Below are 24632 nucleotides of genomic sequence, written 5' to 3'. Positions count from 1 at the left end.
CCAGGAGATTGTAAAGAATGGCTCGTTACATTGGTCCAAAATGCAAACTCGCTCGTCGCGAAGGCACCGATCTCTTCCTGAAGAGCGGCGTGCGCGCGATCGAATCGAAGTGCAACATTGAAGCAGCACCTGGTATCCACGGCCAACGCCGCGGTCGCCAGTCCGACTACGGCACCCAACTGCGTGAAAAGCAGAAGGTCCGTCGTATCTACGGCGTTCTCGAGCGTCAATTCAGCGGCTACTACAAAGAAGCTGCTGGCAAGAAAGGTGCAACCGGTGAAAACCTGCTGCAACTGCTCGAATGCCGTCTGGACAACGTTGTATACCGTATGGGCTTTGGTTCGACTCGTGCCGAATCCCGTCAGCTGGTATCGCACAAGTCGATCAGCGTAAACGGTCAGACCGTTAACGTTCCGTCCTACCAGGTTCGTGCTGGTGACGTGGTCGCTGTTCGCGAGAAAGCAAAAAATCAACTTCGCATTGTCCAAGCTCTCGATCTGTGTGCCCAACGTGGCCGCGTAGAATGGGTAGAAGTAGACACTGAGAAGAAGTCGGGCGTTTTCAAGAACGTTCCAGCTCGCAGTGATCTGTCCGCCGACATCAACGAAAGCCTGATTGTCGAGCTCTACTCCAAGTAAGGGCTAGAAAATAGGTGCATCCATGCAGATTTCGGTAAATGAGTTCCTGACACCCCGCCACATTGATGTGCAGGTTGTCAGTCCAACCCGCGCCAAGATCACTCTCGAGCCTCTCGAGCGTGGCTTTGGCCATACCCTGGGCAACGCGCTGCGCCGCATCCTGTTGTCCTCAATGCCCGGCTGTGCAGTAGTCGAGGCCGAGATTGACGGTGTGCTCCACGAGTACAGCGCCATCGAAGGTGTACAGGAAGACGTAATTGAAATCCTGTTGAACCTTAAAGGTCTGGCTATCAAGCTGCACGGTCGTGACGAAGTTACGCTGACCTTGTCGAAGAAGGGTTCGGGGGTGGTTACCGCTGCCGATATTCAGCTGGATCATGATGTCGAGATCGTTAATCCCGATCACGTAATCGCTAACCTGGCGTCTAACGGCGCCCTGAACATGAAGCTCGTAGTAGCTCGTGGTCGTGGTTATGAACCGGCAGATTCGCGTCAGAGCGATGAAGACGAAAGCCGCAGCATCGGTCGCTTGCAGCTTGACTCTTCGTTCAGCCCGGTTCGCCGTATCGCATACGTGGTGGAAAACGCCCGTGTCGAGCAGCGTACTAACCTGGACAAGCTGGTTATTGATCTGGAAACCAACGGTACTCTGGATCCTGAAGAGGCAATTCGCCGCGCTGCAACCATCCTGCAACAGCAGTTGGCTGCGTTCGTCGACCTCAAGGGTGACAGTGAGCCAGTGGTTGTCGAGCAGGAAGACGAGATCGATCCGATCCTGCTTCGCCCGGTTGACGATCTGGAACTGACTGTACGTTCGGCTAACTGCCTTAAGGCGGAAAACATCTACTACATCGGCGACCTGATTCAGCGTACCGAAGTAGAGCTGTTGAAGACTCCGAACCTGGGCAAGAAATCCTTGACTGAAATCAAGGACGTTCTGGCCTCCCGCGGTCTGTCCCTCGGCATGCGCCTCGACAACTGGCCGCCTGCAAGTCTTAAGAAGGACGACAAGGCGACTGCCTGATCGTCGTAATCACCGAACGTAGTGTTTGGTAAGGAATGAACCATGCGTCATCGTAAAAGTGGTCGTCACCTGAGCCGCACCAGCTCGCACCGCAAGGCCATGTTCCAAAACATGGCGGTGTCGCTGTTCGAGCACGAGCTGATCAAAACTACTCTGCCAAAAGCTAAAGAACTGCGCCGCGTTGCCGAGCCGCTGATCACTTTGGCCAAGATAGATAGCGTTGCTAACCGCCGTCTGGCTTTCGACCGTACTCGTTCGAAAGCTATCGTTGGTAAGCTCTTCAACGACCTGGGCAAGCGTTACGCTACCCGTGAGGGTGGCTACCTGCGCATCCTCAAGTGCGGTTTCCGCGCTGGCGACAACGCGCCTATGGCGTACGTCGAGTTGGTTGATCGTGCTACTGCAGGCGAAGCTGTATCTGCCGAGTAAGACGTCAGTCTGAAACAAAGAACCGGGCCTAGTGCCCGGTTTTTTGTGCCTGTAAGAAACGCACCGTTTGTACAAGCGTCTCCTTCGTCCACATCGTCATGATGTGATGGGGATGATCATTAGTTTTTCTCTATCGATGTCTGCAAGTTAATGAATTTGTAGCTGTCATACTGATGATCAATACTCCTTCTCAGCCGATAGCCGGCAGTTCAAGACCGACAGAGGAAGGAAGATCGCATGAGCCAAAACAAAACGCTTACCACCGCCAGTGGCGCTCCTGTTGCCGATAACCAGAATTCCCGTTCCGCCGGCCCTCGTGGCCCGCTGCTGCTCGACGACTTTCACCTGATCGAGAAGCTTGCCCACTTCAATCGTGAAAACATCCCTGAGCGTCGTGTGCACGCCAAAGGCTCGGGTGCCTACGGTACGTTCACCGTGACGCGCGATATCACTCAATACACCAGCGCGAAGCTGTTTGAGGCAGTCGGCAAGCAAACCCCGACTTTCCTGCGGTTTTCCACCGTGGGCGGTGAGCGCGGTTCGGCCGATACCGAGCGTGATCCGCGCGGGTTTGCCTTGAAGTTTTACACCGAGGAAGGCAACTGGGACATCGTCGGCAACAACACCCCCGTGTTCTTCATTCGCGATCCGTTGAAGTTCCCGGACTTTATCCACACCCAGAAGCGTTTGCCGCAAAGCAACCTGAAAAGTGCCCAGATGATGTGGGACTTCTGGTCGCATTCGCCCGAAGCGTTGCACCAGGTCACCATCCTGTTCTCCGACCGGGGTATCCCTGATGGATACCGCCACATGCACGGCTTTGGCAGCCACACTTACAGCCTCATCAACGCTCAAGGTGAGCGTCACTGGGTGAAGTGGCACTACAAGACCAAGCAGGGGATCAAGAACCTTGCTCCTGCGCAGGCGGCGCGACTGGCGGGCACTGATCCGGATTACGCCCAGCGCGACCTGTTCAATGCCATCGAGCAGGGTGATTTCCCGAAATGGCGCGTGTGCATTCAGATAATGAGCGAGGCTCAGGCGGCGGCGCACTACGAGAACCCGTTTGATGTCACCAAAACCTGGTCGCAGAAAGAGTTTCCACTGATTGAAGTAGGAGAGCTGGAGCTCAATCGCAATCCGCAGAACTACTTCGCGGAAGTCGAGCAAGCGGCGTTCGGTCCCAGCAACATGGTCCCGGGCGTTGGTCTGTCGCCGGATCGTATGCTGCAAGGTCGGGTCTTCGCCTATGCGGACGCTCATCGCTACCGTGTCGGTACCAATCACCAGCAGTTGCCAGTCAACGCTCCGCGGAGTCCGGTCAACAGTTACCAGCGCGATGGATCGATGGCTTTTGGCAGCAATGGCGGTGCGACGCCGAACTACGAGCCGAACAGCTACGTCGAGTCGCCGAAGCAGGCGCCTCGTTACGCAGAGCCGGCGTTGGCCCTCAGTGGTGCCGCCGATCGTTACGACCACCGTGAAGACACGGATTACTACAGTCACGCCGGCGCGTTGTTCCGCTTGATGACTGAAGAGCAGAAATCACTGCTGGTCAGCAACATCGCGGGAGCGATGGCGGGTGTGTCGAGTGATGTGGTTGACCGTCAGTTGCAGCACTTCTACAAAGCCGACCCAGCGTATGGAGAAGCAATCGCAAAGCTGCTCAACGTACAGCTTAACGAAGTCTAAATGAGAAGCAGAACCGCCCTTGTTTGGGCGGTTTTTTGCGTTATTTCAGCCGCTTTTCTCAGAATATCTTCGCTTTTATTGCGTCTTGCGAGTGACGATAAGGGCATGTTGGTTCAAACTACAACTTTCAAGCAGGGAGATGTAGGGCGATGCAAGGCCACCCAGATGTGATCGATTACCTCAACACGTTGCTGACCGGCGAACTGGCCGCGCGTGATCAATATTTCGTCCACTCGCGGATGTATGAGGACTGGGGTTTCACCAAGCTCTACGAACGAATCAGTCACGAGATGGAAGAGGAAGCAGGGCACGCTGATGCCTTGATGCGCCGGATTCTGATGCTCGAGGGCACGCCGCGCATGCGTCCGGACGATCTCGACATCGGCACCACGGTGACCGAGATGATCGAAGCGGACTTGCGCCTGGAATACAAGGTCCGTGCTGCGCTGTGCAAGGGCATCAAGCTCTGCGAGCAGCACAAGGACTATGTCAGCCGCGAAATGCTGCGGGTTCAATTGCATGACACCGAAGAAGATCACACCTACTGGCTCGAGAAGCAGTTGGGTCTGATCAAGTTGATCGGGCTTGAGAACTACCTGCAATCCCACACCTGATTGCTGCGAATGCAAAAAAGCCCCTGTCACTGATGAAGTGACAGGGGCTTTTTCATGGGGCCCAGTTAAGCCCGGTCGCGTTCCAGCAGCGGCTTGAGGTAGTAACCGGTATGGGATTGCTTCATCTCGGCCACTTCCTCCGGCGTGCCGACGGCAATGATCTGCCCGCCCTTGGAACCACCCTCCGGACCCAGGTCCACCAGCCAGTCAGCGGTCTTGATTACGTCCAGGTTGTGTTCGATCACTACCACTGTGTTGCCGTGGTCGCGCAGGCGATGCAACACGTCCAGCAGTTGCTGGATATCCGCGAAGTGCAGCCCGGTGGTGGGTTCGTCGAGGATGTACAGGGTCTTACCGGTATCGCGCTTGGACAGCTCGCGGGACAGTTTCACCCGCTGGGCTTCACCGCCGGACAGCGTGGTCGCCGATTGCCCCAGCTTGATGTACGACAGGCCGACGTCCATCAACGTTTGCAGCTTGCGCGCCAGGGCCGGTACGGCATCGAAGAACACCCGCGCTTCCTCGATGGTCATCTCGAGGGTTTCGTGGATGCTCTTGCCCTTGTACTTGATCTCCAGGGTCTCGCGGTTGTAACGCTTGCTCTTGCACACGTCGCAGGGCACGTAGATGTCCGGCAGGAAGTGCATCTCGACCTTGATCAGTCCGTCGCCCTGGCAGGCTTCGCAGCGGCCGCCCTTGACGTTGAAGGAGAAGCGCCCCGGCCCGTAGCCCCGGGAGCGGGACTCCGGTACGCCGGCGAACAACTCGCGGATCGGTGTGAACAATCCGGTGTAGGTAGCCGGGTTGGAACGCGGTGTACGGCCGATCGGGCTCTGGTCGATGTCGACGACCTTGTCCAGGTGCTCCAGGCCCTTGATGCTGTCGTGGACGGCCGCTTCAAGGGTAGTGGCGCCATTCAGCGCTGTGGCGCTCAAAGGGAACAGGGTGTTGTTGATCAGCGTCGACTTGCCGGAGCCGGACACGCCAGTCACGCAAGTCAGCAGACCAATCGGAATCTCCAGGTCGACATTGCGCAGGTTGTTGCCGCGCGCGCCCTTGAGCGAAAGCGTCAGCTTCTTGTTGCGCGGCGTGCGCTTGGCCGGGACTTCGATCTTCACCCGGCCCGACAGGTATTTGCCCGTCAGCGAGTCCGGATGCGCCATGACCTCGGCAGGTGTGCCTTCGGCGACGATATGCCCGCCGTGCACGCCAGCGCCCGGGCCAATGTCCACCACGTAGTCGGCCAGACGGATCGCGTCTTCGTCGTGCTCGACCACGATCACCGTGTTACCGATATCGCGCAGGTGCTTGAGGGTGCCCAGCAGCCGGTCGTTATCGCGCTGATGCAGGCCGATGGAGGGTTCGTCGAGGATATACAGGACGCCCACCAGGCCGGCGCCAATCTGGCTGGCCAGACGAATACGCTGGGCCTCGCCACCGGACAAGGTGTCCGCGCTGCGATCCAGCGACAGATAGTCGAGGCCGACGTTGACCAGGAACTGCAGGCGTTCGCGGATTTCCTTGAGGATCTTGTCGGCAATTTCGCCACGCCGGCCGGTGAGCTTGAGCCCGCCAAAATAATCGGACGCATCGCCGATCGGCAGGTTGGTCACCGCCGGCAGGGTTTTCTCGCCAACCCATACATGCCGCGCCTCACGCCGCAGGCGGGTGCCGCGGCAATCCGGGCACGACTGGGTGCTGAGGAACTTGGCCAGTTCTTCGCGCACCGATGCCGATTCGGTTTCGCGGTAACGGCGTTCCAGGTTCGGCACGATGCCTTCGAACGGGTGCGAGCGTTTGACGATATCGCCACGGTCGTTCAGGTATTTGAAGTCGACGTTTTGCGAACCGCTGCCGTGCAGGATGAATTTCTGCTGATCGGCTGGCAGTTCGTTGAACGGCACTTCCAGGCTGAACTTGTAGTGCGAGGCCAGCGAGCCGAGCATCTGGAAGTAATAGACGTTACGCCGATCCCAGCCACGAATCGCCCCTTCGGCCAAGGTCAGTTCGCCATTGACCAGGCGCTTGATGTCGAAGAATTGCTTCACTCCCAAACCATCGCAGGTCGGGCAAGCGCCAGCCGGGTTGTTGAAGGAGAACAGCTTGGGCTCCAGTTCGCTGATCGCGTGGCCGCAGATCGGGCAGGCGAAGCGTGCGGAGAAGATCATCTCTTCACCCGGCTCGTCGTCCATCGGTGCCACCAGGGCGATGCCGTCCGCCAGTTTCAGCGCGGTCTCGAAGGATTCGGCCAGGCGTTGTTGCAGGTCGGCGCGAACCTTGAAGCGGTCGACCACGACATCGATGGTATGTTTTTTCTGCTTGTCGAGCTTGGGCGCTTCGTCCAGCTCATAGAGCTTGCCGTTGATTCGGGCGCGGACGAAGCCCTGCGCGCGCAGCTCTTCGAAAACCGACAGGTGCTCGCCTTTGCGCTCGCGGATGACGGGCGCCAACAGCATCAGCTTGCTGCCCTCCGGTTCGGCGAGGACCAGGTCGACCATCTGGCTGACGGTCTGCGCTTCCAGCGGGATGTCGTGATCCGGGCAACGGGGAATACCCACGCGCGCATAAAGCAGACGCAGGTAGTCGTAGATTTCGGTGATGGTGCCGACCGTCGAGCGCGGGTTGTGCGAGGTGGACTTCTGTTCGATGGAGATTGCCGGCGACAGGCCTTCGATGGTGTCGACGTCGGGCTTTTCCATCATCGACAGGAACTGCCGGGCGTAGGCCGACAGCGATTCGACGTAGCGGCGCTGACCTTCGGCGTACAGGGTGTCGAAAGCCAGGGACGACTTGCCGGAGCCGGACAGGCCGGTGATGACGATCAGCTTGTCCCGTGGCAGGGTCAGGTCGATGTTCTTCAGGTTGTGGGTTCGAGCCCCACGAATCAGGATCTTGTCCAAGGTGGCCTCGCTTGGCGGGCGTCGAAAACGTAGGAGTATACGGCCAAATACTGGATGGATGCACACTATCAAACGAGTGGGCTACTGTCTTACATGAAGAGTGTGTCAGCAATGCGCGTCAAAGCGTCGCGATATACCCTGCCAATCGATGGGACTGGTAGAATCGCCGCCGGTTCACATGAGGTTTTTCCATGCACGATCCCCACAGCGAGCGCATGAGTGGCAGCGAGACCCGCGCGGCAAGCGGTCTGGCCCTGGTGTTCGCCTTCCGTATGCTTGGCATGTTCATGGTGTTGCCGGTACTGGCGACCTATGGGATGGATCTGGCCGGGGCCACGCCGGCCTTGATCGGTCTGGCGATTGGCGCTTATGGCCTGACCCAGGCAGTTTTCCAGATTCCTTTCGGTTTCATTTCCGACCGCATCGGTCGCCGCCCGGTGATTTACCTGGGCCTGATCGTGTTTGCCCTCGGCAGTCTGCTGGCAGCCAATGCCGACTCGATCTGGGGCGTGATCGCCGGCCGGATCCTGCAGGGCGCCGGAGCGATTTCCGCGGCGGTCATGGCGCTGCTGTCCGACCTGACCCGCGAGCAGCACCGGACCAAGGCCATGGCCATGATCGGCATGACCATCGGCCTGTCGTTTGCGGTGGCCATGGTGGTCGGCCCGCTGCTGACCCGCGCCTTCGGGTTGTCCGGGCTGTTCCTTGCCACCGGCGGTATGGCGCTGTTCGGCATCGTGATCGTGATGTTCATGGTGCCGCGCTCCACCGGCCCGTTGCAGCACCGTGAGTCCGGTGTCGCGCGCCAGGCGCTGATTCCGACACTCAAGCATCCGGACCTGCTGCGCCTGGACCTGGGCATTTTTGTGTTGCACGCGATGTTGATGTCCAGCTTCGTCGCCTTGCCGCTGGCGCTGGTCGAGAAAGCCGGGCTGCCCAAAGAGCAGCACTGGTGGGTGTACCTGACCGCGTTGCTGATTTCTTTCTTCGCCATGATCCCGTTCATTATCTACGGCGAGAAGAAACGCAAAATGAAACGAGTTTTACTCGGCTCCGTCGTGACGCTGATGCTCACTGAGCTATTCTTCTGGCAGTTCGGCGACAGCTTGCGGGCTTTGGTGATCGGTACGGTGGTGTTCTTCACCGCGTTCAATCTGCTGGAAGCTTCGTTGCCGTCGCTGATCAGCAAGGTTTCACCGGCAGGCGGCAAGGGCACGGCGATGGGGGTTTATTCCACCAGCCAGTTCCTCGGCTCGGCACTGGGGGGAATCCTCGGTGGCTGGCTGTTCCAGCATGGCGGTCTGTCGGTTGTGTTCCTCGGATGCGCCGGTCTGGCTGCCCTCTGGCTGGCCTTTGCTGTTACCATGCGCGAACCTCCCTACGTCACGAGCCTGCGCTTGCCGTTGTCGCCCGAGGCGATGCGCGAAGCGGGTCTGGTCGAGCGCCTGAAGGCGGTCGTAGGGGTAACAGATGCAGTCATCGTCGCAGAAGAGGCGGCGATTTACATCAAACTGGACACCGAACTATTGGATCGCACCACCCTTGAGTGCCTGGTGAACAACCCGGCCGGGGCAGCGTGCGTAGCCTAGGAGAACGTTATGGCCCGTGGGGTTAACAAAGTCATATTGGTCGGCACTTGCGGCCAGGATCCCGAAGTTCGCTACTTGCCTAACGGTAACGCCGTGACCAACCTGAGTCTGGCGACCAGCGAACAGTGGACCGACAAGCAAACCGGTCAGAAAGTCGAAAAGACCGAATGGCACCGTGTGTCGATGTTCGGCAAGGTTGCAGAAATCGCTGGTGAATACCTGCGTAAAGGTTCGCAGGTCTACATCGAAGGCAAGCTGCAGACCCGCGAGTGGGAAAAAGACGGTATCAAGCGTTACACCACCGAAATCGTGGTCGACATGCAAGGCACCATGCAACTGCTGGGCGGCCGTCCACAGGGCGACCAGCAGGGCCAGGGCGGCGGTAACAACTACCAGCAATCCGCTCCGCGCCAGCAGGCTCCGCGTCCACAGCAGTCGGCGCCGCAACAGTCGCGCCCGGCTCCACAGCAGGCTGCTCCTCAGCCGGCTCCGGATTTCGACAGCTTTGATGACGATATTCCGTTCTAAAGCGGCTGCAAGCCTCAAGTTACAAGCGGCAAGCTGACAAAACAAAACCCGCACTTCGGTCTGAAGTGCGGGTTTTTTATGGGCGGTGAAATTTATTTGAGGACTCAGGCCGCGAGGAACTCGTTGGTCGACACCACGCTGGCATACGCAAACGCCAGGGCCGCCATGAACGCCGCATGAACTTGCGCCGCCGGAACCGCTACGCCATTGAACTCCAGGTCACGGGTCGCGCAGGCGTCGTGGATCACGGTGACCGTATAGCCAAAATCCGCCGCCGCACGGGTGATGCCGTCGACGCACATGTGGCTCATGCTGCCCACGACCACCAGTTCCTTGATGTCTTGCTCGTCGAGGATCGATTTCAGCTCGGTTTCGCGGAACGAGTTGACGAAGTGCTTGAGTACCACCGGTTCGTCGGCGCGGTTGAGCACTTTCGGGTGCAGCTTCGCGCCTTCGGAGTTCGGGGTGAAAAACGGCGCCTCTTCGGAGGTGAACTCGTGCCGGATGTGCACCACCGAATCCCCCGCGTCGCGGAAGGCCTTGATCAGGAGGGCTGCGTTGTCGGCGGCGGCGTCGGCACCGACCAGCGGCCACTTGCCTTGGGGGAAGTAGTCGTTCTGGATATCGACTACGATGAGCGCTTGCTTGGCCATGACTGTTTCCTCGAAGTGTGTGTTGGTGTGGAATGAAGTATTGGCTCTGGCAGGCGATCCGAGGATTGGCCGCACCGACAATAGAAGGGGGAAAACTGACAATGGACGCAGAAAGGGCAATCGCCGAACTCGGTGTGCTGATCTATCCCGGCGCGCAGATGGCGGCGGTGCATGGCTTGACGGATTTGTTCGGGGTGGCCAACCGGATTGCCGCCGAGCATCAGTCTGCGCAGTTGCCGCTGTTGCGGGTCAGCCATTGGCAGGTCGAGGGCGATCAGTCACCGGTTCGGGTCTTCGACAGCCATCCCGGACCGGAGCGCGCCTTGGTGGCCGTGTTGATTCCGCCGTCCATTGCCGGTTTTTCCGAGGGCCAGGCGCCACAGGGATTGATCCGCTGGTTGCGTGAGCAACATGCCAACGGTGCGACACTGGGTGGGGTTTGCGTGGGTTCTATCCTGTTGGCCGAAAGCGGTCTGCTCGACGGTCGCAGCGCCACCACTCACTGGACCTCGGCCAAAGCATTCGCCGAACGTTATCCGGCGATCCGGCTCAAGGCCGATACGCCGATTGTCGATGATGGCGATCTGATCACCACTGCCGGGCTGATGGCCTGGTCGGAACTGGGTCTGCGCCTGGTCAACCGGCTGCTGGGGCCAAGCATCGCCACCAACACCGCGCGTTTTCTGGTGGTGGAGCACAGCGACAGCGCCAGTGAGTGCGGCAGCAATTTTGCGCCGATCCTCAGTCATGGCGATGCGGCGATCCTCAAGGTGCAACACTGGCTGCAAAGCACCGGGGCGACCGATGTGTCGCTGGCGGCGATGGCTGAAAAAGCAGGGTTGGAAGAACGTACCTTCCTGCGCCGTTTCCGCGCGGCCACCGGGCTCAAACCCACGGAATACTGCCAGCATCTGCGAGTCGGCAAGGCCCGGGAAATGCTTGAGTTCACCAACGGCACCATTGACCACATCGCCTGGACCGTGGGTTATCAGGACCCCGGGGCGTTTCGCGCGACGTTCAAGAAAATCACCGGGCTGGCGCCGAGTGATTATCGGACGCGGTTTGGGGTGACGCCGGGTGCCCTGGCACGGTAAGTGGCACACCGAAAATCCAGTGTGGGAGCGAGCCTGCTCGCGATAGCGGTGTGTCAGGCGACATCAATGTTGATGGTGCTGGCCTCATCGCGAGCAGGCTCGCTCCCACAGGAATCGTGCAAAATGCCGGAGTATCAAAGGGCGTCGTGCAGAATAAAACAGGCCCCATGCCATCACTTTATACGCAACGGGCTGATTTAAAACCCCTTTTCCCTCAACGGGTCTTGGCCTGATCTCTGCACCCCTTCAGCTACATTCATCAAGCGTCGATTGAAGGGGGATGCATGACCCCAACAAACCGCAGGAAACTGGTGGTCGCCCATTCGGTGCTCGCCGACGCGCCCCTGCACGAAGTTGAAACCAACCGTGTGCTGGCCCGCTGGCTGGCGCAGATTTTGGGGCTCAAGTACGGCGGTAGCTACGACCCGCAGTTGCATGGCGGGCGGGACCTCTACCTGTTGCCGACCCAGACGCTGGTGGGCGCTGCGGCTGCCCGGCAACTCGGGGTCAAGGGGCCGGAGGATTTGTGGGGCGGTTATGTCGACCACGACTTCATCTGCACCAAAGCCATCAGTCATGGATTGCTCAACCGCCACGCCCATGCGCCGCCAGGCTGGGCGCCGTTGTTTTCCGAGCGGGTGCGCAACGTGGTGCTCGACGGTCTCAGCGTGTTCTCCTTGAAGGATGCGCGCCCGGCGGCGGAGCATTTGTTGTACACCGGGCCGGTCCGCCTGAAACCGATTCATGCCTGCGCCGGACGTGGTCAGGAAGTGATCAAAAGCCTCGACGAGTTCGATGAAGTGCTGGCCAGGCCAAGGGCTGAGGCCACGTTCTGCGAAGGCGTGGTGCTCGAACAGGACCTGGACCAGGTGATCACCCACAGCGTCGGTCAGAGTTTTATCGGCGGCAAGGTACTCAGTTACTGCGGTGATCAATACTTGACCGAGGACGCTCAGGGTGAGCAGGTGTATGGCGGGTCCAACTTGCTGGTGGTGCCGGGTGACTATGACCAATTGCTGAAGCTGGATCTGCCGGAAGACGTGCGCCTGGCGATCCGTCAGGCACAGGTGTTCGACAACGCGGCGGATGAAGCCTATCCAGGTTTCTATGCCTCGCGGCGCAACTACGACATCGCCCAGGGCGTTGATAGCGACGACCAGCCTCGCAGTGGCGTGCTCGAACAGTCCTGGCGCATGGGCGGTGCCAGCAGCGCCGAGGTGGCGGCCTTGCAGAGTTTCGTCAACGATCCGGGGATGTGCGCGATTCGTGTGTCTTCGGTGGAAACCTACATCGATCAGCCGCTGCCGGCAGACGCCATCGAGGTGTACCGCGGGCCGGCGCAGACCAGTGACTTTCTCCTCAAGTATGTGACGGTTAAATCCTATGACGGCTAGAAGCGAATCCATTCAGATCGACATCGACGACGAACAGATGAGCGGGACCTTCCTGAGCCCCAAATCGAAAGTCCCCGGCGTGCTCTTCGTGCACGGTTGGGGCGGCAGCCAGGAGCGGGATCTGGAACGCGCCAAAGGTATCGCCGGGTTGGGGTGCGTGTGCCTGACCTTCGACCTGCGCGGGCACACCGGTGGCACCGGCATTCCATTGTCCCGGGTGACCCGGGAGGACAATTTGCGCGACTTGCTGGCAGCCTATGACCGCTTGCTCGCGCACCCGGCCCTCGATACCTCGGCGATTGCCGTGGTCGGCACCAGTTACGGGGGGTATCTGGCCTCGATCCTGACCTCGCTCAGGCCGGTGCGCTGGCTGGCGCTGCGGGTGCCGGCGCTGTATCGCGACGAGCAATGGCACGCGCCGAAACGCGACCTGGACAAGCTTGATCTGCGTGATTACCGAAGCACCCTGGTGCGTGCCGACAGCAATCGTGCCTTGCATGCCTGCTCGCAATTCACCGGGGATGTCCTGCTGGTGCAGTCGGAGAGCGACGACTACGTGCCCCATTCGACGATCATGAGTTACCGCGCGGCGTGCCAGCAGACTCACTCGCTGACCCATCGCATCATCGATGGCGCCGACCACGCGCTGAGCGACCCGGTTTCGCAGCAGGCCTACACCTCGATTCTTGTCGGCTGGATTACCGAGATGGTGGTGGGGGAGCGGTTGAGCATTATTCAATCCCAGTGATTTGCGGTGTGCTTGCCCGCGAAGGCGCCCTCACAACCAGCACAAAATCACTTGGGTTTTTTCTCTATCCGCAGCGCCTTGGCCTTGGCCTCCACCAGCAAATACATCACCAGTGCAATCAACAGCGGCAGGATGAAATAAATCGCCCGATAGGCCAGCAGCCCCGCCACCAGGCTGCCTCGCGAAACCTCGTGTTGCAGTAACGCAACGAACACTGCTTCCAGCACGCCGAGCCCGGCCGGGATGTGAGTGATGACTCCGGCGATGGCGCTGATCAACAACACGCCCAGTACCAGTGGATAATCCAGTTTGCTCGGTAGCAGCGTGAATATCACCGCCGCCATCAGCGACCAGTTCAGGGCACCGAGTGCCAGTTGCAGCACCGCCATGCGTAGCGAAGGCAGGTCAATCTCGATGCCTCGAGTCGCCCATTCACGACGTTTGGCAAACCGACATGCTGCCAGGTACCCGGCGCTCAGCAGCAGTAACAAAACCCCCACGCCTTGCAGTGCGTTACTGCTGAGTTTCCAGCCCGGCGGCATGCGCACCAGCCCGCTGCTGAACACGGCACCGGCAATCACCATGTAGCCGAACCAGTTGGTCGCCAGACTCAGGCCGAGGATTTTCGCGATGTTGCTCTTGCTCACCCCGAGTCGCGAATACAGCCGGTAACGCATGGCGATACCGCCGACCCAGGCGCTCAGGTTCAGGTTGAAGGCGTAGCTGATGATCCCCACGGGCAAGATCTGCTTCCAGGTCAGGTTCTGGCGGATGTAGGTGCGGCCGATCAGGTCGAAGCAGGCGTACACCAGAAAACTCACCAGGGTCAGCCCCGACGCAATGATCAGCGTGCGCACCTTGAAATCGGCCAGGTTATTGAACACTTCGTTCCATTCGAGGCGCTGGGCGAGCATCGTGAACAGCACGATCAGCATCAGGAAAAACAGCATCGTCAGCGGTCGTTTCCAGCGGCTCCATTGCGACTTGCCAGGGCTTTTGGCGAGAGTTGCCGTGTGCGTCTCAGCGCGGTTCATGGTCAGCGCTCCCGGTCGGAGTTGGGAAGGGTTTCAGGCGAGGTTTATGCGCCGGCAACCAACCGGCCCATGCCGGGAAATGCCGCAGGAAGTGAAACACCAGAAAACCGATGGTCATGTGCCAGACACGCCCGCGTGGCGCGATGTCGTGAGACATGGCCTTGCAATGGTTGTCGCTGAGGTCTTCCAGGCGATCGAACAGATGACGATTGAAGCCTCGGTCGCGGATCAGCACGTTGGCTTCCAGATTCATCGACAGGCTCAACGGGTCGAGGTTGCTCGAGCCAACGGTGCTCCAGTCTTCATCCACCAGCGCGACCTTGCCGTGCAGCGGGCGGTCGCAATATTCGTAGATTTTTACCCCGGATTTGAGCAGGTAGTCATAGGTCATGCGCGCCGCGAGTTTCGCCACCCGCATGTCTGGCTGGCCCTGCAGGATCAGCCGCACATCCACGCCTCGGCGAGCCGCGTTGCGGATCTCGCGCAGCAAGCGGAAACCGGGAAAGAAGTAGGCGTTGGCGATCACCACCCGGCGCTGCGCCTGGCGCAATACCTGGCGGTAAACCTCCTCGATGTCGGTCTGGTGTTCCCCGTTGTCGCGGTACACCAGCCGCACCTGGCCATCGTGATCACTGAAGGCCAGTTCCGAACGCCGCTGCCGACGGCGTTGCCACCAGTATTTGGCGCGCGCCGGGCGACCGCATTGCAGCAGGGCAAAGTGATGGATATCGGCCACGGCCGGGCCTTGCACTTCTACGGAATAATCCTGTTTGGCCTCGGGGCCGAAGTCGGCCAGATGATCGGCGGAAAAGTTGATCCCGCCGACGAACGCGACGGTGCCATCCACCACCACAATCTTGCGGTGCAGGCGCCGGAACCAGTTGGTGCGCATGCCCAGGCGTTTCGGCGCCGGGTCGAATATTTGCAGGTGTACGCCGGCGGCGGTCAGGGCAGTGAGGAACCCGGTACTCAGTTCGCCGCAGCCAAAGCCGTCGAGGCTGACGGTGGTGCGCACGCCACGTTGAGAGGCTTCGATCAGGATCTGTTGCAGCTCGTTGCCGACCTTGTCCTCGAACAGAATGAAGGTTTCCAACAGGATTTCACTTTGCGCCCGGCGCAGGGCTTCAAACACCCGGGGAAAATACGCCTCACCGTTTTCCAGCAATTCGACCCGATTGCTGCCTTGCCAGCCATATTCGACATCGACCGCTGTCGGCTCGCGGGTCGGCGGAGCAGGGATGTGTTCCAGCGTGGTGTTTTCCATCGACTGGCTGCTCATAGCTCGATCTCCACCGACAGCGGGACGTGGTCGGAAAGGTGCGACCAGGGCCGGGAGGTCAGCACTCGCGGATGGCTGGCCTTGAGGTTGCGCACGTAGATTCGGTCCAGGCGCAATGCCGGCAAGCGCGCGGGGAAACTGCGCGCAGGTTTGCCATGGTGCGCGGCGAAGACTTCGCGCAAGCCGCTGGGCCTGAGCAATGCATCGGCGCGCTGGCGCCAGTCGTTGAAGTCCCCGGCGACAATCACCGGGGCGTCGCAGGGCAGGGCGTCCAGGCGTTGGGCGAGCAACTTCAGTTGTGCGGTGCGGTGGGTTTCGCGCAGCCCCAGGTGCACGCAAATCGCATGCACTTCCTGGCCATCACCGGGCAAGCGCAACACGCAATGCAGAATTCCGCGGTTCTCGTGGCCGCTGATGGACACGTCGAGGTTGTCGTGGCGGATGATCTGGAACTTCGACAACAGCGCATTACCGTGATCACCCGCCGGATACACCGCATTGCGGCCGTAGGCGAACTGCGGCCACAGGGTGTCGGCGAGGAACTCGTATTGCGACATCGCCGGCCAATTGGTGTAGCGCTTGGGATGCTGCTCGTGGGTGCCGTGGACTTCCTGCAAGAACACCACGTCGGCAGACACGCTGCGCACCGCTTCACGCAGTTCGGGCAGGATGAAGCGCCGGTTCAGCGCGGTGAAACCTTTATGGGTGTTGACCGTCAGCACCGTGAAACGACAAGTGACGGACGAACCCTGTACCCGCATGTCGGTTGCGTTCGAGTGTGCGGGAATATCGGTGTGATTCGCTGTCATGTCGTCTCCCGCCTGACGGCTCCTGTCTTTGGATGACTCTGGAGCGGTGGCGAAAGTTTCGATGGGGCTACGGACGGTAGATTTTCAACAGAGCACCACCGAGCAAATGTGGGAGCGGGCTTGCTCGCGAAAGCGGTGTATCAGTCACATTGATGCTGGATGTGCTGTCGCCTTCGCGAGCAAGCCCGCTCCCACAGGGTTTATCAGTGGCCCGTGATAATGCGGGCAGAACCCTCAGCCGGTTCGGCATAGACCGGGCCGAGGCGATCAAGGCGTCCACTCCACGCGGTCAATGCCAGCGCCACCATCACCACCAGACCACCGATCCACGCGGTGTGAATCAAGCCCATGTGGGCGACGATCAAGCCTCCGCCCCATGCGCCACCGGCAATGCCGAGGTTGAACGCCGCGATGTTCAGGCCGGATGCCACGTCCACCGCCTGCGGGGTGTGATGCTCAGCCTGACGCACCACATACACCTGCAACCCCGGCACGTTGCCGAATGCCACGGCGCCCCAGACCAGCACGGTGGCCAGCGCGAGCCACGGATTGCCGGCGGTGAAGGTCAGCAGGAACAACACGGCGGCGAGCAGGGCAAAGATGATTTTCAGGGCGCTGATCGGGCCGCGTTTGTCCGCCAGTTTGCCGCCCCAGATGTTGCCGACGGCCACGGAAATGCCGTAGACCAGCAACACCAGGCTGACGGTGCTGGCGCTGAAGCCGGAGAGATCCTGGAGAATCGGCGCGAGGAAGGTAAAGGCAATGAACGAGCCACCGTAGCCGACGGCCGTCATGGCATACACCAGCAACAGGCGCGGTTGCTTGAGCACCTGCAATTGCTGCAACAACGATGCGGGTTTGCTGTGGGCGATATTTTTCGGTACGTAGATCAGGCTGCCGATGAAGGCGATCACGCCCAGGGCCGAAACGGCGAGGAAGGTTTCACGCCAGCCGAAATGCTGGCCGATGAATGTCCCCAGCGGCACGCCGGTGACCAGCGCCACGGTCAGGCCGGTGAACATGATGGCAATCGCGCTGGCGGCTTTTTCCTTCGGCACTAGACTGGTGGCGATGGTCGAGCCGATTGAGAAAAACACCCCGTGGGCCAGACCGGTGACGATCCGCGCGAGGATCAACGACTCATAACTCGGTGCTTGCCACGCCAACAGATTGCCGAGGGTGAACAGCACCATCAGCGACAACAGCAGCAACTTGCGCGGAACCTTGCCGGTGAGGGCGGTCAGCACCGGGGCGCCGACGGCAACGCCAAGGGCATACAGGCTGACCAGCAGGCCGGCGGACGGCAGGCTGACGCCGAGGTCGGCACCAATGGTGGGTAACAGGCCAACGATGACGAACTCGGTCGTCCCGATGGCAAAGGCGCTGAGGGTCAGCGCGAGCAAGGCAATGGGCATGGCTACAACTCCGGAGGTTGATTCGATGGAGCGCAGTGTCGGGATTTGGCTCGTTCAGAAAAATACAGGGATGGACATTTGATATTTGCCTTGGGCGCAAAGATCGCGAGCGCGGGTGTTAGTCTGTGGCGAGGGAGCTATATCCGAACTTGCCCGGTATTTCTCGATCAGTTCCATACAGACACAGCCAAAGGAGCGGGTGCTTTGATCAGGCTCAAGACCGCGATACTGCTGGGAGCGTTGCTGTTTGTGAGCAGCGAGCAACTGGAAGCCGCCGCGATACCGGGGCTGTCGGCCACCGCGACTGCTGCGACGCCGTTGGCCCACCCCGAACCGCTGGTGCAAGGCGGGTTACTGGGGGCCATCAGTTCGAGCATCGACGAGGTCCAGACCAAACTCGATCTCAACGAAAACCTCATCGACGTCTGGCGCCTGCGTGCTGACCGCGCGGCCGATGAAGTGGATCAGTTGGTCAATCAGCCATCGGCCCGTTCGCCCTGGAGCGTCGCCGGCGATTTCCTGTTGCTGACCTGTGTGTGGGCGGCCGTGTTTGTCTGTCTTTGGCTGCTTGGGCGGATGGCCGCCAGGCGCCTGTGCGAGCATCGTCTGCTGCTCAGTCGTGAACGGGGCCAGGCGTTGCTCGGTTACGTGCTGCCCTACACCCTTCCGGCGGTGATCAGTCTGCCGTTGACGATTTATGCCAGTCAGTTTTTGCCGATATCGGCGGGACGGGCGCTGGCGCTGTGTCTGGCTTATGCCGCCAGCGCGGGGATATTTTCCGCGTCATTGGTGCTGTCGCTGGTAGTGGTGTTCAACGCCGGGCACAAGCGGCGGGCGGTGCAGATCATCCGCGAGAAGAGTCCCCGTCCCTTGTTCGTTATCGGCTTTCTGGTGGCACTGAGCGATGCCCTGACCAGCCCGCAGATCGCCCATCAACTGGGCAACAATCTCACCAGCAGCATCGCCGTGTTCACTGGGTTGGCAGCGTCGGTTTCCTTCGGCTTGCTGGTGATCCGCATGCGTCGCCCGGTCGCCCATGTGATCCGTATTTTGCCGCTGGCCCAGCGCCTCAGGCAGCCGGCGTTGCGTGAAACCCTGCGGATATTTTCCGGGCTCTGGTATTGGCCGATTCTGTTGATGGTACTGGTTTCGATCATCAACCTGATCGGCGCCGGGGCGGACAACCAGAGAGTGCTACGCAGCGCCTTGTTCACCACAGTGTTGCTGATTGCCACGGTGTTTCTCAGTACCACGCTGCATCATCTGTTCAAGGCGCGCAGCGAAGCGGAGCTGCGCCGCAGCAGCGCCTACAAGGAGCGCTTTCTCAATCTGTCCCATGCATTGCTGCGTATCGGCATGGCCATCGTGTTCATCGATATCCTCGGGCGGGTCTGGGGCGTGTCGCTGTTCGAATTCGCTGTGAGCAATGCCGTGGGTCGGGCGATCAGTGACTCCCTGAGCCACATCGGTTTGATCCTGCTGGTGACCTGGATGGTCTGGGTGGTGCTCGACACGGCGATTCAGGAAGCCCTGAAACCGCCGGCCAACAAGCGCTCGGCGCGCCAGCCGAGTACGCGGGTGAAAACCATCCTGCCGCTGCTGCGTAACGCGATCAAAATCATCCTGGTGGTGATTTGCGCGATCACTACCATGGCCAACCTGGGAATTAACGTCGCGCCATTCCTGGCAGGTGCCGGGGTCATCGGCCTGGCGATCGGTTTCGGTTCCCAGCAACTGGTGCAGGATGTGATTACCGGGCTGTTCATCATCATCGAAGACACCTTGTCCATCGGAGACTGGGTAGTGCTCGATTCCGGTCACGCAGGCACCGTCGAAGGCCTGACCATCCGCACCTTGCGCCTGCGCGACGGCAAGGGCTTCGTGCACTCGGTGCCGTTCGGGCAGATCAAGGCCGTGACCAACCAATCACGGCAATTCGCCTATGCGTTTTTCTCGGTGCAATTCACCTACGACACCGATGTCGACAAGGCCATCGAGCTGATCCGTGAGGCCGGGCATTCCATCAGCAACGACCCATTCCTGCGCTACAACCTGCAAGGGCCGCTGGATGTGTTTGGCGTCGACAGGATGGATCTCAACGGTGTGGTGCTGACCGCGCAATTCCGCACGGTGTCCGGTGGCCAATATGCGGTGAGCCGGGCCTTCAACCAGCGTTTGAAAAAGCTTGTGGATAACTGCCCGTGGGTGAACTTCGCGCAGACTTATCCACAGCAGGCGCTGGTGCCGCGGCATCCAGTCGAGCCACCACCCGAGGCAGGGCATGAGCCGGATCATTCGGCGGTGCTGATGCCGGATCGGCCACGATCTCAATAGTTTTTTGGCCGTGCTGGCCTCATCGCGAGCAGGCTCACTCCCACAGGGGGATTTGTGAACGACACAGATCAACTGTAGGAGCGAGCCTGCTCGCGAAGGCGCCAGACCAGACAACCTCAATGCCGGATCAGTTTATTGCGCACCTCGGCACTGAGTTGCTGATCCAGCTCCCCCCAGAACTGCTGTTTGCCAGCAATCTCGGCAGCAACCGGCAACCCGTCGCGATACACCAGCCGATTGCTCGCCAGTGCCGGGACTTTCGCGCCGGGCAATAGCGTGCCGGCGAGGTTCAGCGGATCGACCCCGCACACTGCGACCAGACTGCCGTCATGGGGCCGACGCCGCACCTCCCGCAACAATGGAATCGCCTCGGGCAGTGCGAATTGCTCGCCCGCCAGGCCGCTGACAAACCGCCCGCCGCGAATCTCGCCGCGTGCCTCCAGGCGATGGAAAGTACGCAGCAGTTCGCGCCAGCTCGGCAACCAGTCCGCCTCACGTTCCAGCAAACGCCAGAACACCACGCCGTAGCGGCGCAGCAAGGTCATGGCGATGTGCTCAAGGGTTTCGGCAGGCATCCGCTGGTTTTGCACCACCGGCGCGGCAGGCGCGCGTCGCAACAGGGCCCAGCGTCCGGCGTCGTCCATGCCACCGATGAATGCTCCGCGTCCACGCCGACTGTTGCGAGGCTGGCGCTTGCTGGCCGGGGTGATCAGTGCGCGCAATCCGGCGAAGCTGTCGGCATTCACCAGCCCGGCGCCCACCAATTCCTGCAGGGCGATTTCCAACTCCGAACGCAGCAGGTGGGCCTCATGGATCAGCTCATCGAAAAACAGCGCGCCATGCTGACTGAGGGCGGCGTGGACCTTTTGCGTTTTCGGCGACAGTTCGCTGACCGGTGTCTGTTCGGTCAAGCCGCTCCAGAGGCCGACCCGGTTGCGCGGCAGCAACACAATCGGCGTGCTGCGCAGCGCGGTGCTGGCGCTTTTGTTGTGCGCGGTCAGGCGCGTCCACACCAGTCTGCCGCTGCGGCACAACTCATCGAGCCAGGTCGCCGAGTAGTCCTTGATCCGTGCCGGCAGGATGTCGCTGTCCCAGGCTGAAGCGGCGGCGGGGTAGCCTTCGAATTGCGCGACGACGGCTGGCAATACAGCCGCACCCTGGCCCTGGCTTGCGCTCGACACATGCTGCCAGTCGAACAGAAATCGCATGAAATCCTGCAACGCCACCGGTTCGATTTCCCGACGCAGACGCTTGACCGTATAGCGGTGAATCCGCGCCAGCAAATGCCGTTCGCACCATTCTTCCTGGGGGGTGCCCGGGGTGAAGCGACCGCGCAGCACGTAGCCTTCGCGTTCAAGTTGCGCCAGGGCCTGGTTGACCTGCGCAGCGGGCAACCCGAGTGGTTCGGCAATGCGATCGAGCGCCAGCGGCCCGAAGGCGCTGAGCCGCGCGCGGATCAGTTCGAGGACCGCGTCGTCGGGTTCCCAGACCTCGTCGAAGTCCGGCAGCGCTTGCAGCGATGGCGTCAATTCAGCCTGTGGGTAAATCGCCCGCAGGCAGGTCAGGCGCTCCAGTGCCAGCCACAGCGATTGCCTGGCGTTGATCTGCAACCGGCTTGCGCGTCCGCTGTCGGCCAGGGTCGTGAGCCAGTCGAGCCATTGCGGATTGGCGCCAGCCTCGGCATCGGTGATGCACGCCAGGCTCATTAAGGCCTCGTGCATTTCATCGACACCGGAGGGCGCCGGCCAGGCTTCGTCGCGCACGGCGGCAATTGCCTCGGCGTCCAGCGCACCAAGATCATCGGTGGATTGCGGGTCGCTCCAGCGGCGGTTGAGTACTGCCTGGGTTCTACGCTCCTCCAGCGGTGCATCGTCGAGAAAGGTATAGGGCCGGGCGCTGAGAATCTCCGCCGCCAGTGGCGAAGGCGCTGGCAAGTCGCGGCTGATCAGGCGAATGTCGCCGCGCTCCATGCGCCGCAGCAAGGCCAACCAGCCTTTGCTGTCCATGGCTTCGTGCAGGCAATCGTCGAGGGTCTGTTCCACCAGCGGATGGTCCGGAATCTCCCGTTCGCCGGCGAGGTTTTCCACGCAGGCGATCTGATCGGGAAACACGCTGGCGATCAGGTCTTCACTTTTCATCCGCTGGATCTGCGGCGGGACTTTGCGCCCGCCGCTGTAGCGCGGCAGGGCCAGGGCCACGCCGGCATTCCAGCGCCAGCGCACGCCGAACAGCGGCGCGTCGAGCACGGCTTGAATCAGGATGTGTTCGGCACTGTTGCTGTGCAGGTAGCGCCAGACGTCGTCCAGTTCAAAACTGTGGCTGGTGGACAGCGACAGCACGATGGCGTCTTCGCTGGCAGCGGCCTGCAATTCGAAGTTGAAGGTGCGGCAGAAACGCTTGCGCAGGGCCAGGCCCCAAGCGCGGTTGATGCGGCTGCCGAACGGCGCGTGAATGACCAGTTGTGTGCCGCCGGACTCGTCGAAAAAGCGCTCCATCAGCAGTGTGTCTTGCGATGGCAGGGCCCCCAGCGCTTGCCGCGCGCGGGCCAGGTAATCCACCAGTTGTTCGGCGCTGGCAACATTCAAACCCAGGGTGCCGGTCAGCCAGTCGAGCGCTGGCTGCACATTGCCTGGCGCAGCCCCCAGCAGGTCGTCGAGTTGTGCCTGCAAGCGCGCCACCGCCGAGGACAATTCGGCGCTGCGCCCCGGTGCTTCACCGAGCCAGAACGGAATGGTCGGTGGCTGGCCCTGGGCGTCCTCGACCCGGACTTTGCCGGTTTCCACCCGCAAGATCCGATAGGACGTGTTGCCCAACTGGAAGACATCCCCGGCAATGCTTTCCACCGCGAAGTCTTCGTTGATGGTGCCGATGTTCAGCCCTTGAGGCTCCAGCAGCACGCTGTAGTCGGCGTTGTCCGGAATGGTCCCGCCACTGGTCACCGCCGTCAGTTTCGCGCCCCGGCGGCCGCGCAGGGTGCGGTTCACGGCGTCGCGGTGCAGATAGGCGCTACGGATGCCCTGACGCCCGTTGTAACCCTCGGCGAGCATGTGCAGCAGCGCCTGATAGTGTTTGTCGTCGAGTCCGGCGTAGGGCGAGGCGCGGCGCAGCATGTGCAGTAGCGCTTGCTCCGGCCACTCCTGGCAACTGACCTCGGCGATGATCTGCTGCGCCAGCACGTCCAGCGGCGCTTGCGGGATCAACAAGGTATCGAGTTCGCCCCGGCGCACGCAGTCGAGCAGCGCGGCGCATTCGATCAGGTCGTCGCGGGTGGTGGCGAACAAACGGCCCTTGGGCGTACCGCCGACCTGGTGCCCGGAACGGCCGACCCGTTGCAGAAACCCGGCAATCGAACGCGGCGAGGCGATCTGGCACACAAGGTCGACGTCGCCGATGTCGATCCCCAGTTCCAGCGACGCCGTGGCGATCAGCACTTGCAGGTCGCCGCGCTTGAGTCGCTGTTCGGCATCGAGGCGAAACTCCTTGGCCAGGCTGCCGTGGTGGGCCGCCACGGCATCCTTGCCCAGGCGCTCGCTCAGGTGCCGGCTCAGGCGTTCGGCCAAGCGCCGGGTGTTGACGAAAATCAGCGTGGTCCGGTGCTCGCGGGCGAGGGCGGCGAGGCGGTCGTAGACCAGTTCCCAGACATCGTTGGCCATCACGGCCGATAGCGGCACGGGCGGCACTTCGATGTCCAGGTCGCGGGGGCGGGCGTGGCCGATGTCGACGATCTCGCACGGACGGTTGTGACCGACCAGGAAGCGCGAGACTGCTTCGATGGGTTTTTGCGTGGCAGACAGACCGATGCGCAGCAGCGGCTCCGGGCAGAGTGCTTGCAGGCGTTCAAGGCTCAGTGCCAGATGGCTGCCGCGTTTGCTGGCGGCCATGGCATGGATTTCGTCGACGATCACCGTTTGTGCAGTGCCCAGCATCTGCCGGCCGGAGTCGGAGCCGAGCAGCACATAAAGGGATTCCGGCGTGGTCACCAGAATGTGCGGCGCCGTCTTGCGCATCGCCGAACGGTCTTTTTGCGGTGTATCGCCGGTGCGCACGGCGGTGCTGATCTGCAATTGCGGCAGGCCCATCACGCGCAATTGCTCGGTAATCCCGGCCAGCGGGTTTTGCAGGTTGATCTGGATGTCGTTGGACAGTGCCTTGAGGGGCGAGACGTAGACCACCAGGGTGGCGTCGGGCAAGCCTTCGGGGCTTTCCAGGCCGCGGTGTACCAAGTCGTCGATGACGGCGAGAAAGGCGGTGAGGGTCTTGCCGGAACCGGTGGGCGCGGCGACCAAAGTCGAGCGGCGCTGGCGGATCAACGGCCACGCCCGGGCCTGGGCGGCGGAGACCGCCGGGAACGTGTGGCTGAACCAGGCGCTGACGGCAGGGTGGAAGCCGCTCAGGGCACTGTCTGCGGGAATGGGCAGGTTCATGCAGCAATTTATGCGGGTGGGGGGCCGAAGATGC

The 24632-nt window shown here is 61.1% G+C and carries 18 protein-coding genes; 11 read left to right on the top strand and 7 right to left on the bottom strand.

From position 1 onward, the window contains the following. Positions 1 to 17: 17 nt before the first annotated feature. The 5 genes from rpsD to bfr all read left to right on the top strand — a co-directional run bounded on the left by rpsD (position 18) and on the right by bfr (position 4397). Entirely contained in the window at positions 18 to 638 is a 621-nt protein-coding gene (gene rpsD, locus AC3ITY_RS29460; protein ID WP_003176404.1) for a 30S ribosomal protein S4, read from the top strand. Between the two features lie 22 nt (positions 639 to 660). Next, entirely contained in the window at positions 661 to 1662 is a 1002-nt protein-coding gene (locus tag AC3ITY_RS29455) for a DNA-directed RNA polymerase subunit alpha (RefSeq protein WP_007970428.1), read from the top strand. 42 nt (positions 1663 to 1704) lie between these two features. After that, on the top strand, positions 1705 to 2091 hold the full coding sequence (gene rplQ / locus AC3ITY_RS29450) for a 50S ribosomal protein L17 (protein WP_046041617.1): 387 nt from the start codon (positions 1705 to 1707) through the stop codon (positions 2089 to 2091). Between the two features lie 237 nt (positions 2092 to 2328). Further along, the gene (locus tag AC3ITY_RS29445; RefSeq protein ID WP_489306434.1) at positions 2329 to 3783 is read left to right on the top strand and encodes a catalase; all 1455 of its coding nucleotides are present in this window, start codon (positions 2329 to 2331) and stop codon (positions 3781 to 3783) included. Between the two features lie 149 nt (positions 3784 to 3932). After that, entirely contained in the window at positions 3933 to 4397 is a 465-nt protein-coding gene (gene bfr, locus AC3ITY_RS29440) for a bacterioferritin (RefSeq protein WP_489306433.1), read from the top strand. A gap of 65 nt (positions 4398 to 4462) precedes the next feature. Here the strand turns inward: bfr and uvrA are convergent, their stop codons facing one another. Further along, a complete protein-coding gene (gene uvrA, locus AC3ITY_RS29435; RefSeq protein WP_347909394.1) occupies positions 4463 to 7297 on the bottom strand; it encodes an excinuclease ABC subunit UvrA in 2835 nt (944 codons plus the stop codon). A gap of 191 nt (positions 7298 to 7488) precedes the next feature. Here uvrA and AC3ITY_RS29430 point away from each other — a divergent pair, with 191 nt between their 5' ends. Together AC3ITY_RS29430 and AC3ITY_RS29425 are read left to right on the top strand one after the other, a co-directional pair. After that, positions 7489 to 8886 (top strand): MFS transporter, encoded by a 1398-nt coding sequence (locus AC3ITY_RS29430; protein WP_489306432.1) that lies wholly within the window; start codon positions 7489 to 7491, stop codon positions 8884 to 8886. A gap of 9 nt (positions 8887 to 8895) precedes the next feature. Beyond that, complete coding sequence (locus AC3ITY_RS29425; RefSeq protein ID WP_007984430.1) at positions 8896 to 9414, top strand: single-stranded DNA-binding protein; 519 nt, start codon at positions 8896 to 8898, stop codon at positions 9412 to 9414. 104 nt (positions 9415 to 9518) lie between these two features. On the opposite strand, the gene AC3ITY_RS29420 is transcribed toward AC3ITY_RS29425, so the two are convergent. Then, a complete protein-coding gene (locus tag AC3ITY_RS29420) occupies positions 9519 to 10067 on the bottom strand; it encodes a cysteine hydrolase family protein (RefSeq protein WP_489306431.1) in 549 nt (182 codons plus the stop codon). Positions 10068 to 10168: 101 nt separating this feature from the next. Between AC3ITY_RS29420 and AC3ITY_RS29415 the strand changes: the two genes are divergently transcribed. The 3 genes from AC3ITY_RS29415 (at position 10169) to AC3ITY_RS29405 (ending at position 13303) form a co-directional block, all read left to right on the top strand. Beyond that, a complete protein-coding gene (locus AC3ITY_RS29415; RefSeq protein WP_489306429.1) occupies positions 10169 to 11161 on the top strand; it encodes a GlxA family transcriptional regulator in 993 nt (330 codons plus the stop codon). A gap of 284 nt (positions 11162 to 11445) precedes the next feature. Then, entirely contained in the window at positions 11446 to 12555 is a 1110-nt protein-coding gene (locus AC3ITY_RS29410; RefSeq protein WP_489306428.1) for a DUF3182 family protein, read from the top strand. Beyond that, on the top strand, positions 12545 to 13303 hold the full coding sequence (locus AC3ITY_RS29405; protein ID WP_489306426.1) for an alpha/beta hydrolase family protein: 759 nt from the start codon (positions 12545 to 12547) through the stop codon (positions 13301 to 13303). Before AC3ITY_RS29410 ends, AC3ITY_RS29405 begins: the two co-directional genes overlap by 11 nt. A gap of 47 nt (positions 13304 to 13350) precedes the next feature. On the opposite strand, the gene AC3ITY_RS29400 is transcribed toward AC3ITY_RS29405, so the two are convergent. From AC3ITY_RS29400 to AC3ITY_RS29385, 4 genes are all read right to left on the bottom strand, one after another. Further along, a complete protein-coding gene (locus AC3ITY_RS29400) occupies positions 13351 to 14337 on the bottom strand; it encodes a lysylphosphatidylglycerol synthase domain-containing protein (RefSeq protein ID WP_489306425.1) in 987 nt (328 codons plus the stop codon). Then, the gene (clsB, locus tag AC3ITY_RS29395; protein WP_489306423.1) at positions 14324 to 15616 is read right to left on the bottom strand and encodes a cardiolipin synthase ClsB; all 1293 of its coding nucleotides are present in this window, start codon (positions 15614 to 15616) and stop codon (positions 14324 to 14326) included. Before clsB ends, AC3ITY_RS29400 begins: the two co-directional genes overlap by 14 nt. Continuing rightward, positions 15613 to 16377, bottom strand: coding sequence for an endonuclease/exonuclease/phosphatase family protein (locus AC3ITY_RS29390; protein ID WP_489311036.1), 765 nt, complete (start codon positions 16375 to 16377; stop codon positions 15613 to 15615). Before AC3ITY_RS29390 ends, clsB begins: the two co-directional genes overlap by 4 nt. Before the next feature lie 251 nt (positions 16378 to 16628). Next, positions 16629 to 17840 carry an MFS transporter gene (locus tag AC3ITY_RS29385; protein ID WP_489306422.1) on the bottom strand — a complete coding sequence of 404 codons (1212 nt, stop codon included), beginning with the start codon at positions 17838 to 17840 and terminating at the stop codon, positions 16629 to 16631. 204 nt (positions 17841 to 18044) lie between these two features. Between AC3ITY_RS29385 and AC3ITY_RS29380 the strand changes: the two genes are divergently transcribed. After that, positions 18045 to 20174 carry a mechanosensitive ion channel family protein gene (locus tag AC3ITY_RS29380; protein ID WP_489306420.1) on the top strand — a complete coding sequence of 710 codons (2130 nt, stop codon included), beginning with the start codon at positions 18045 to 18047 and terminating at the stop codon, positions 20172 to 20174. A 116-nt stretch (positions 20175 to 20290) separates the two neighbouring features. Here the strand turns inward: AC3ITY_RS29380 and AC3ITY_RS29375 are convergent, their stop codons facing one another. Further along, positions 20291 to 24598 (bottom strand): DNA glycosylase AlkZ-like family protein, encoded by a 4308-nt coding sequence (locus AC3ITY_RS29375; protein ID WP_489306418.1) that lies wholly within the window; start codon positions 24596 to 24598, stop codon positions 20291 to 20293. Between the last annotated feature and the right edge of the window lie 34 nt (positions 24599 to 24632).

This window comes from Pseudomonas sp. GL_091 (assembly GCF_057837725.1).
Note: the sequence above shows the minus strand (reverse complement) of the source record. Positions and strands in the feature narration are given on the sequence as shown.

Bases quoted from the DNA above. Each gene is read 5' to 3' on its own strand.
- AC3ITY_RS29385 (WP_489306422.1), bottom strand. From the start codon at position 17,840: ATGCCCATTGCCTTGCTCGCGCTGACCCTCAGCGCCTTTGCCATCGGG.
- AC3ITY_RS29405 (WP_489306426.1), top strand. From the start codon at position 12,545: ATGACGGCTAGAAGCGAATCCATTCAGATCGACATCGACGACGAACAG.
- rplQ (WP_046041617.1), top strand. From the start codon at position 1,705: ATGCGTCATCGTAAAAGTGGTCGTCACCTGAGCCGCACCAGCTCGCAC.
- clsB (WP_489306423.1), bottom strand. From the start codon at position 15,616: ATGAGCAGCCAGTCGATGGAAAACACCACGCTGGAACACATCCCTGCT.
- AC3ITY_RS29455 (WP_007970428.1), top strand. From the start codon at position 661: ATGCAGATTTCGGTAAATGAGTTCCTGACACCCCGCCACATTGATGTG.
- AC3ITY_RS29430 (WP_489306432.1), top strand. From the start codon at position 7,489: ATGCACGATCCCCACAGCGAGCGCATGAGTGGCAGCGAGACCCGCGCG.
- rpsD (WP_003176404.1), top strand. From the start codon at position 18: ATGGCTCGTTACATTGGTCCAAAATGCAAACTCGCTCGTCGCGAAGGC.
- AC3ITY_RS29420 (WP_489306431.1), bottom strand. From the start codon at position 10,067: ATGGCCAAGCAAGCGCTCATCGTAGTCGATATCCAGAACGACTACTTC.
- AC3ITY_RS29375 (WP_489306418.1), bottom strand. From the start codon at position 24,598: ATGAACCTGCCCATTCCCGCAGACAGTGCCCTGAGCGGCTTCCACCCT.
- AC3ITY_RS29410 (WP_489306428.1), top strand. From the start codon at position 11,446: ATGACCCCAACAAACCGCAGGAAACTGGTGGTCGCCCATTCGGTGCTC.
- AC3ITY_RS29445 (WP_489306434.1), top strand. From the start codon at position 2,329: ATGAGCCAAAACAAAACGCTTACCACCGCCAGTGGCGCTCCTGTTGCC.
- AC3ITY_RS29415 (WP_489306429.1), top strand. From the start codon at position 10,169: ATGGACGCAGAAAGGGCAATCGCCGAACTCGGTGTGCTGATCTATCCC.
- AC3ITY_RS29400 (WP_489306425.1), bottom strand. From the start codon at position 14,337: ATGAACCGCGCTGAGACGCACACGGCAACTCTCGCCAAAAGCCCTGGC.
- AC3ITY_RS29390 (WP_489311036.1), bottom strand. From the start codon at position 16,377: ATGCGGGTACAGGGTTCGTCCGTCACTTGTCGTTTCACGGTGCTGACG.
- bfr (WP_489306433.1), top strand. From the start codon at position 3,933: ATGCAAGGCCACCCAGATGTGATCGATTACCTCAACACGTTGCTGACC.
- AC3ITY_RS29425 (WP_007984430.1), top strand. From the start codon at position 8,896: ATGGCCCGTGGGGTTAACAAAGTCATATTGGTCGGCACTTGCGGCCAG.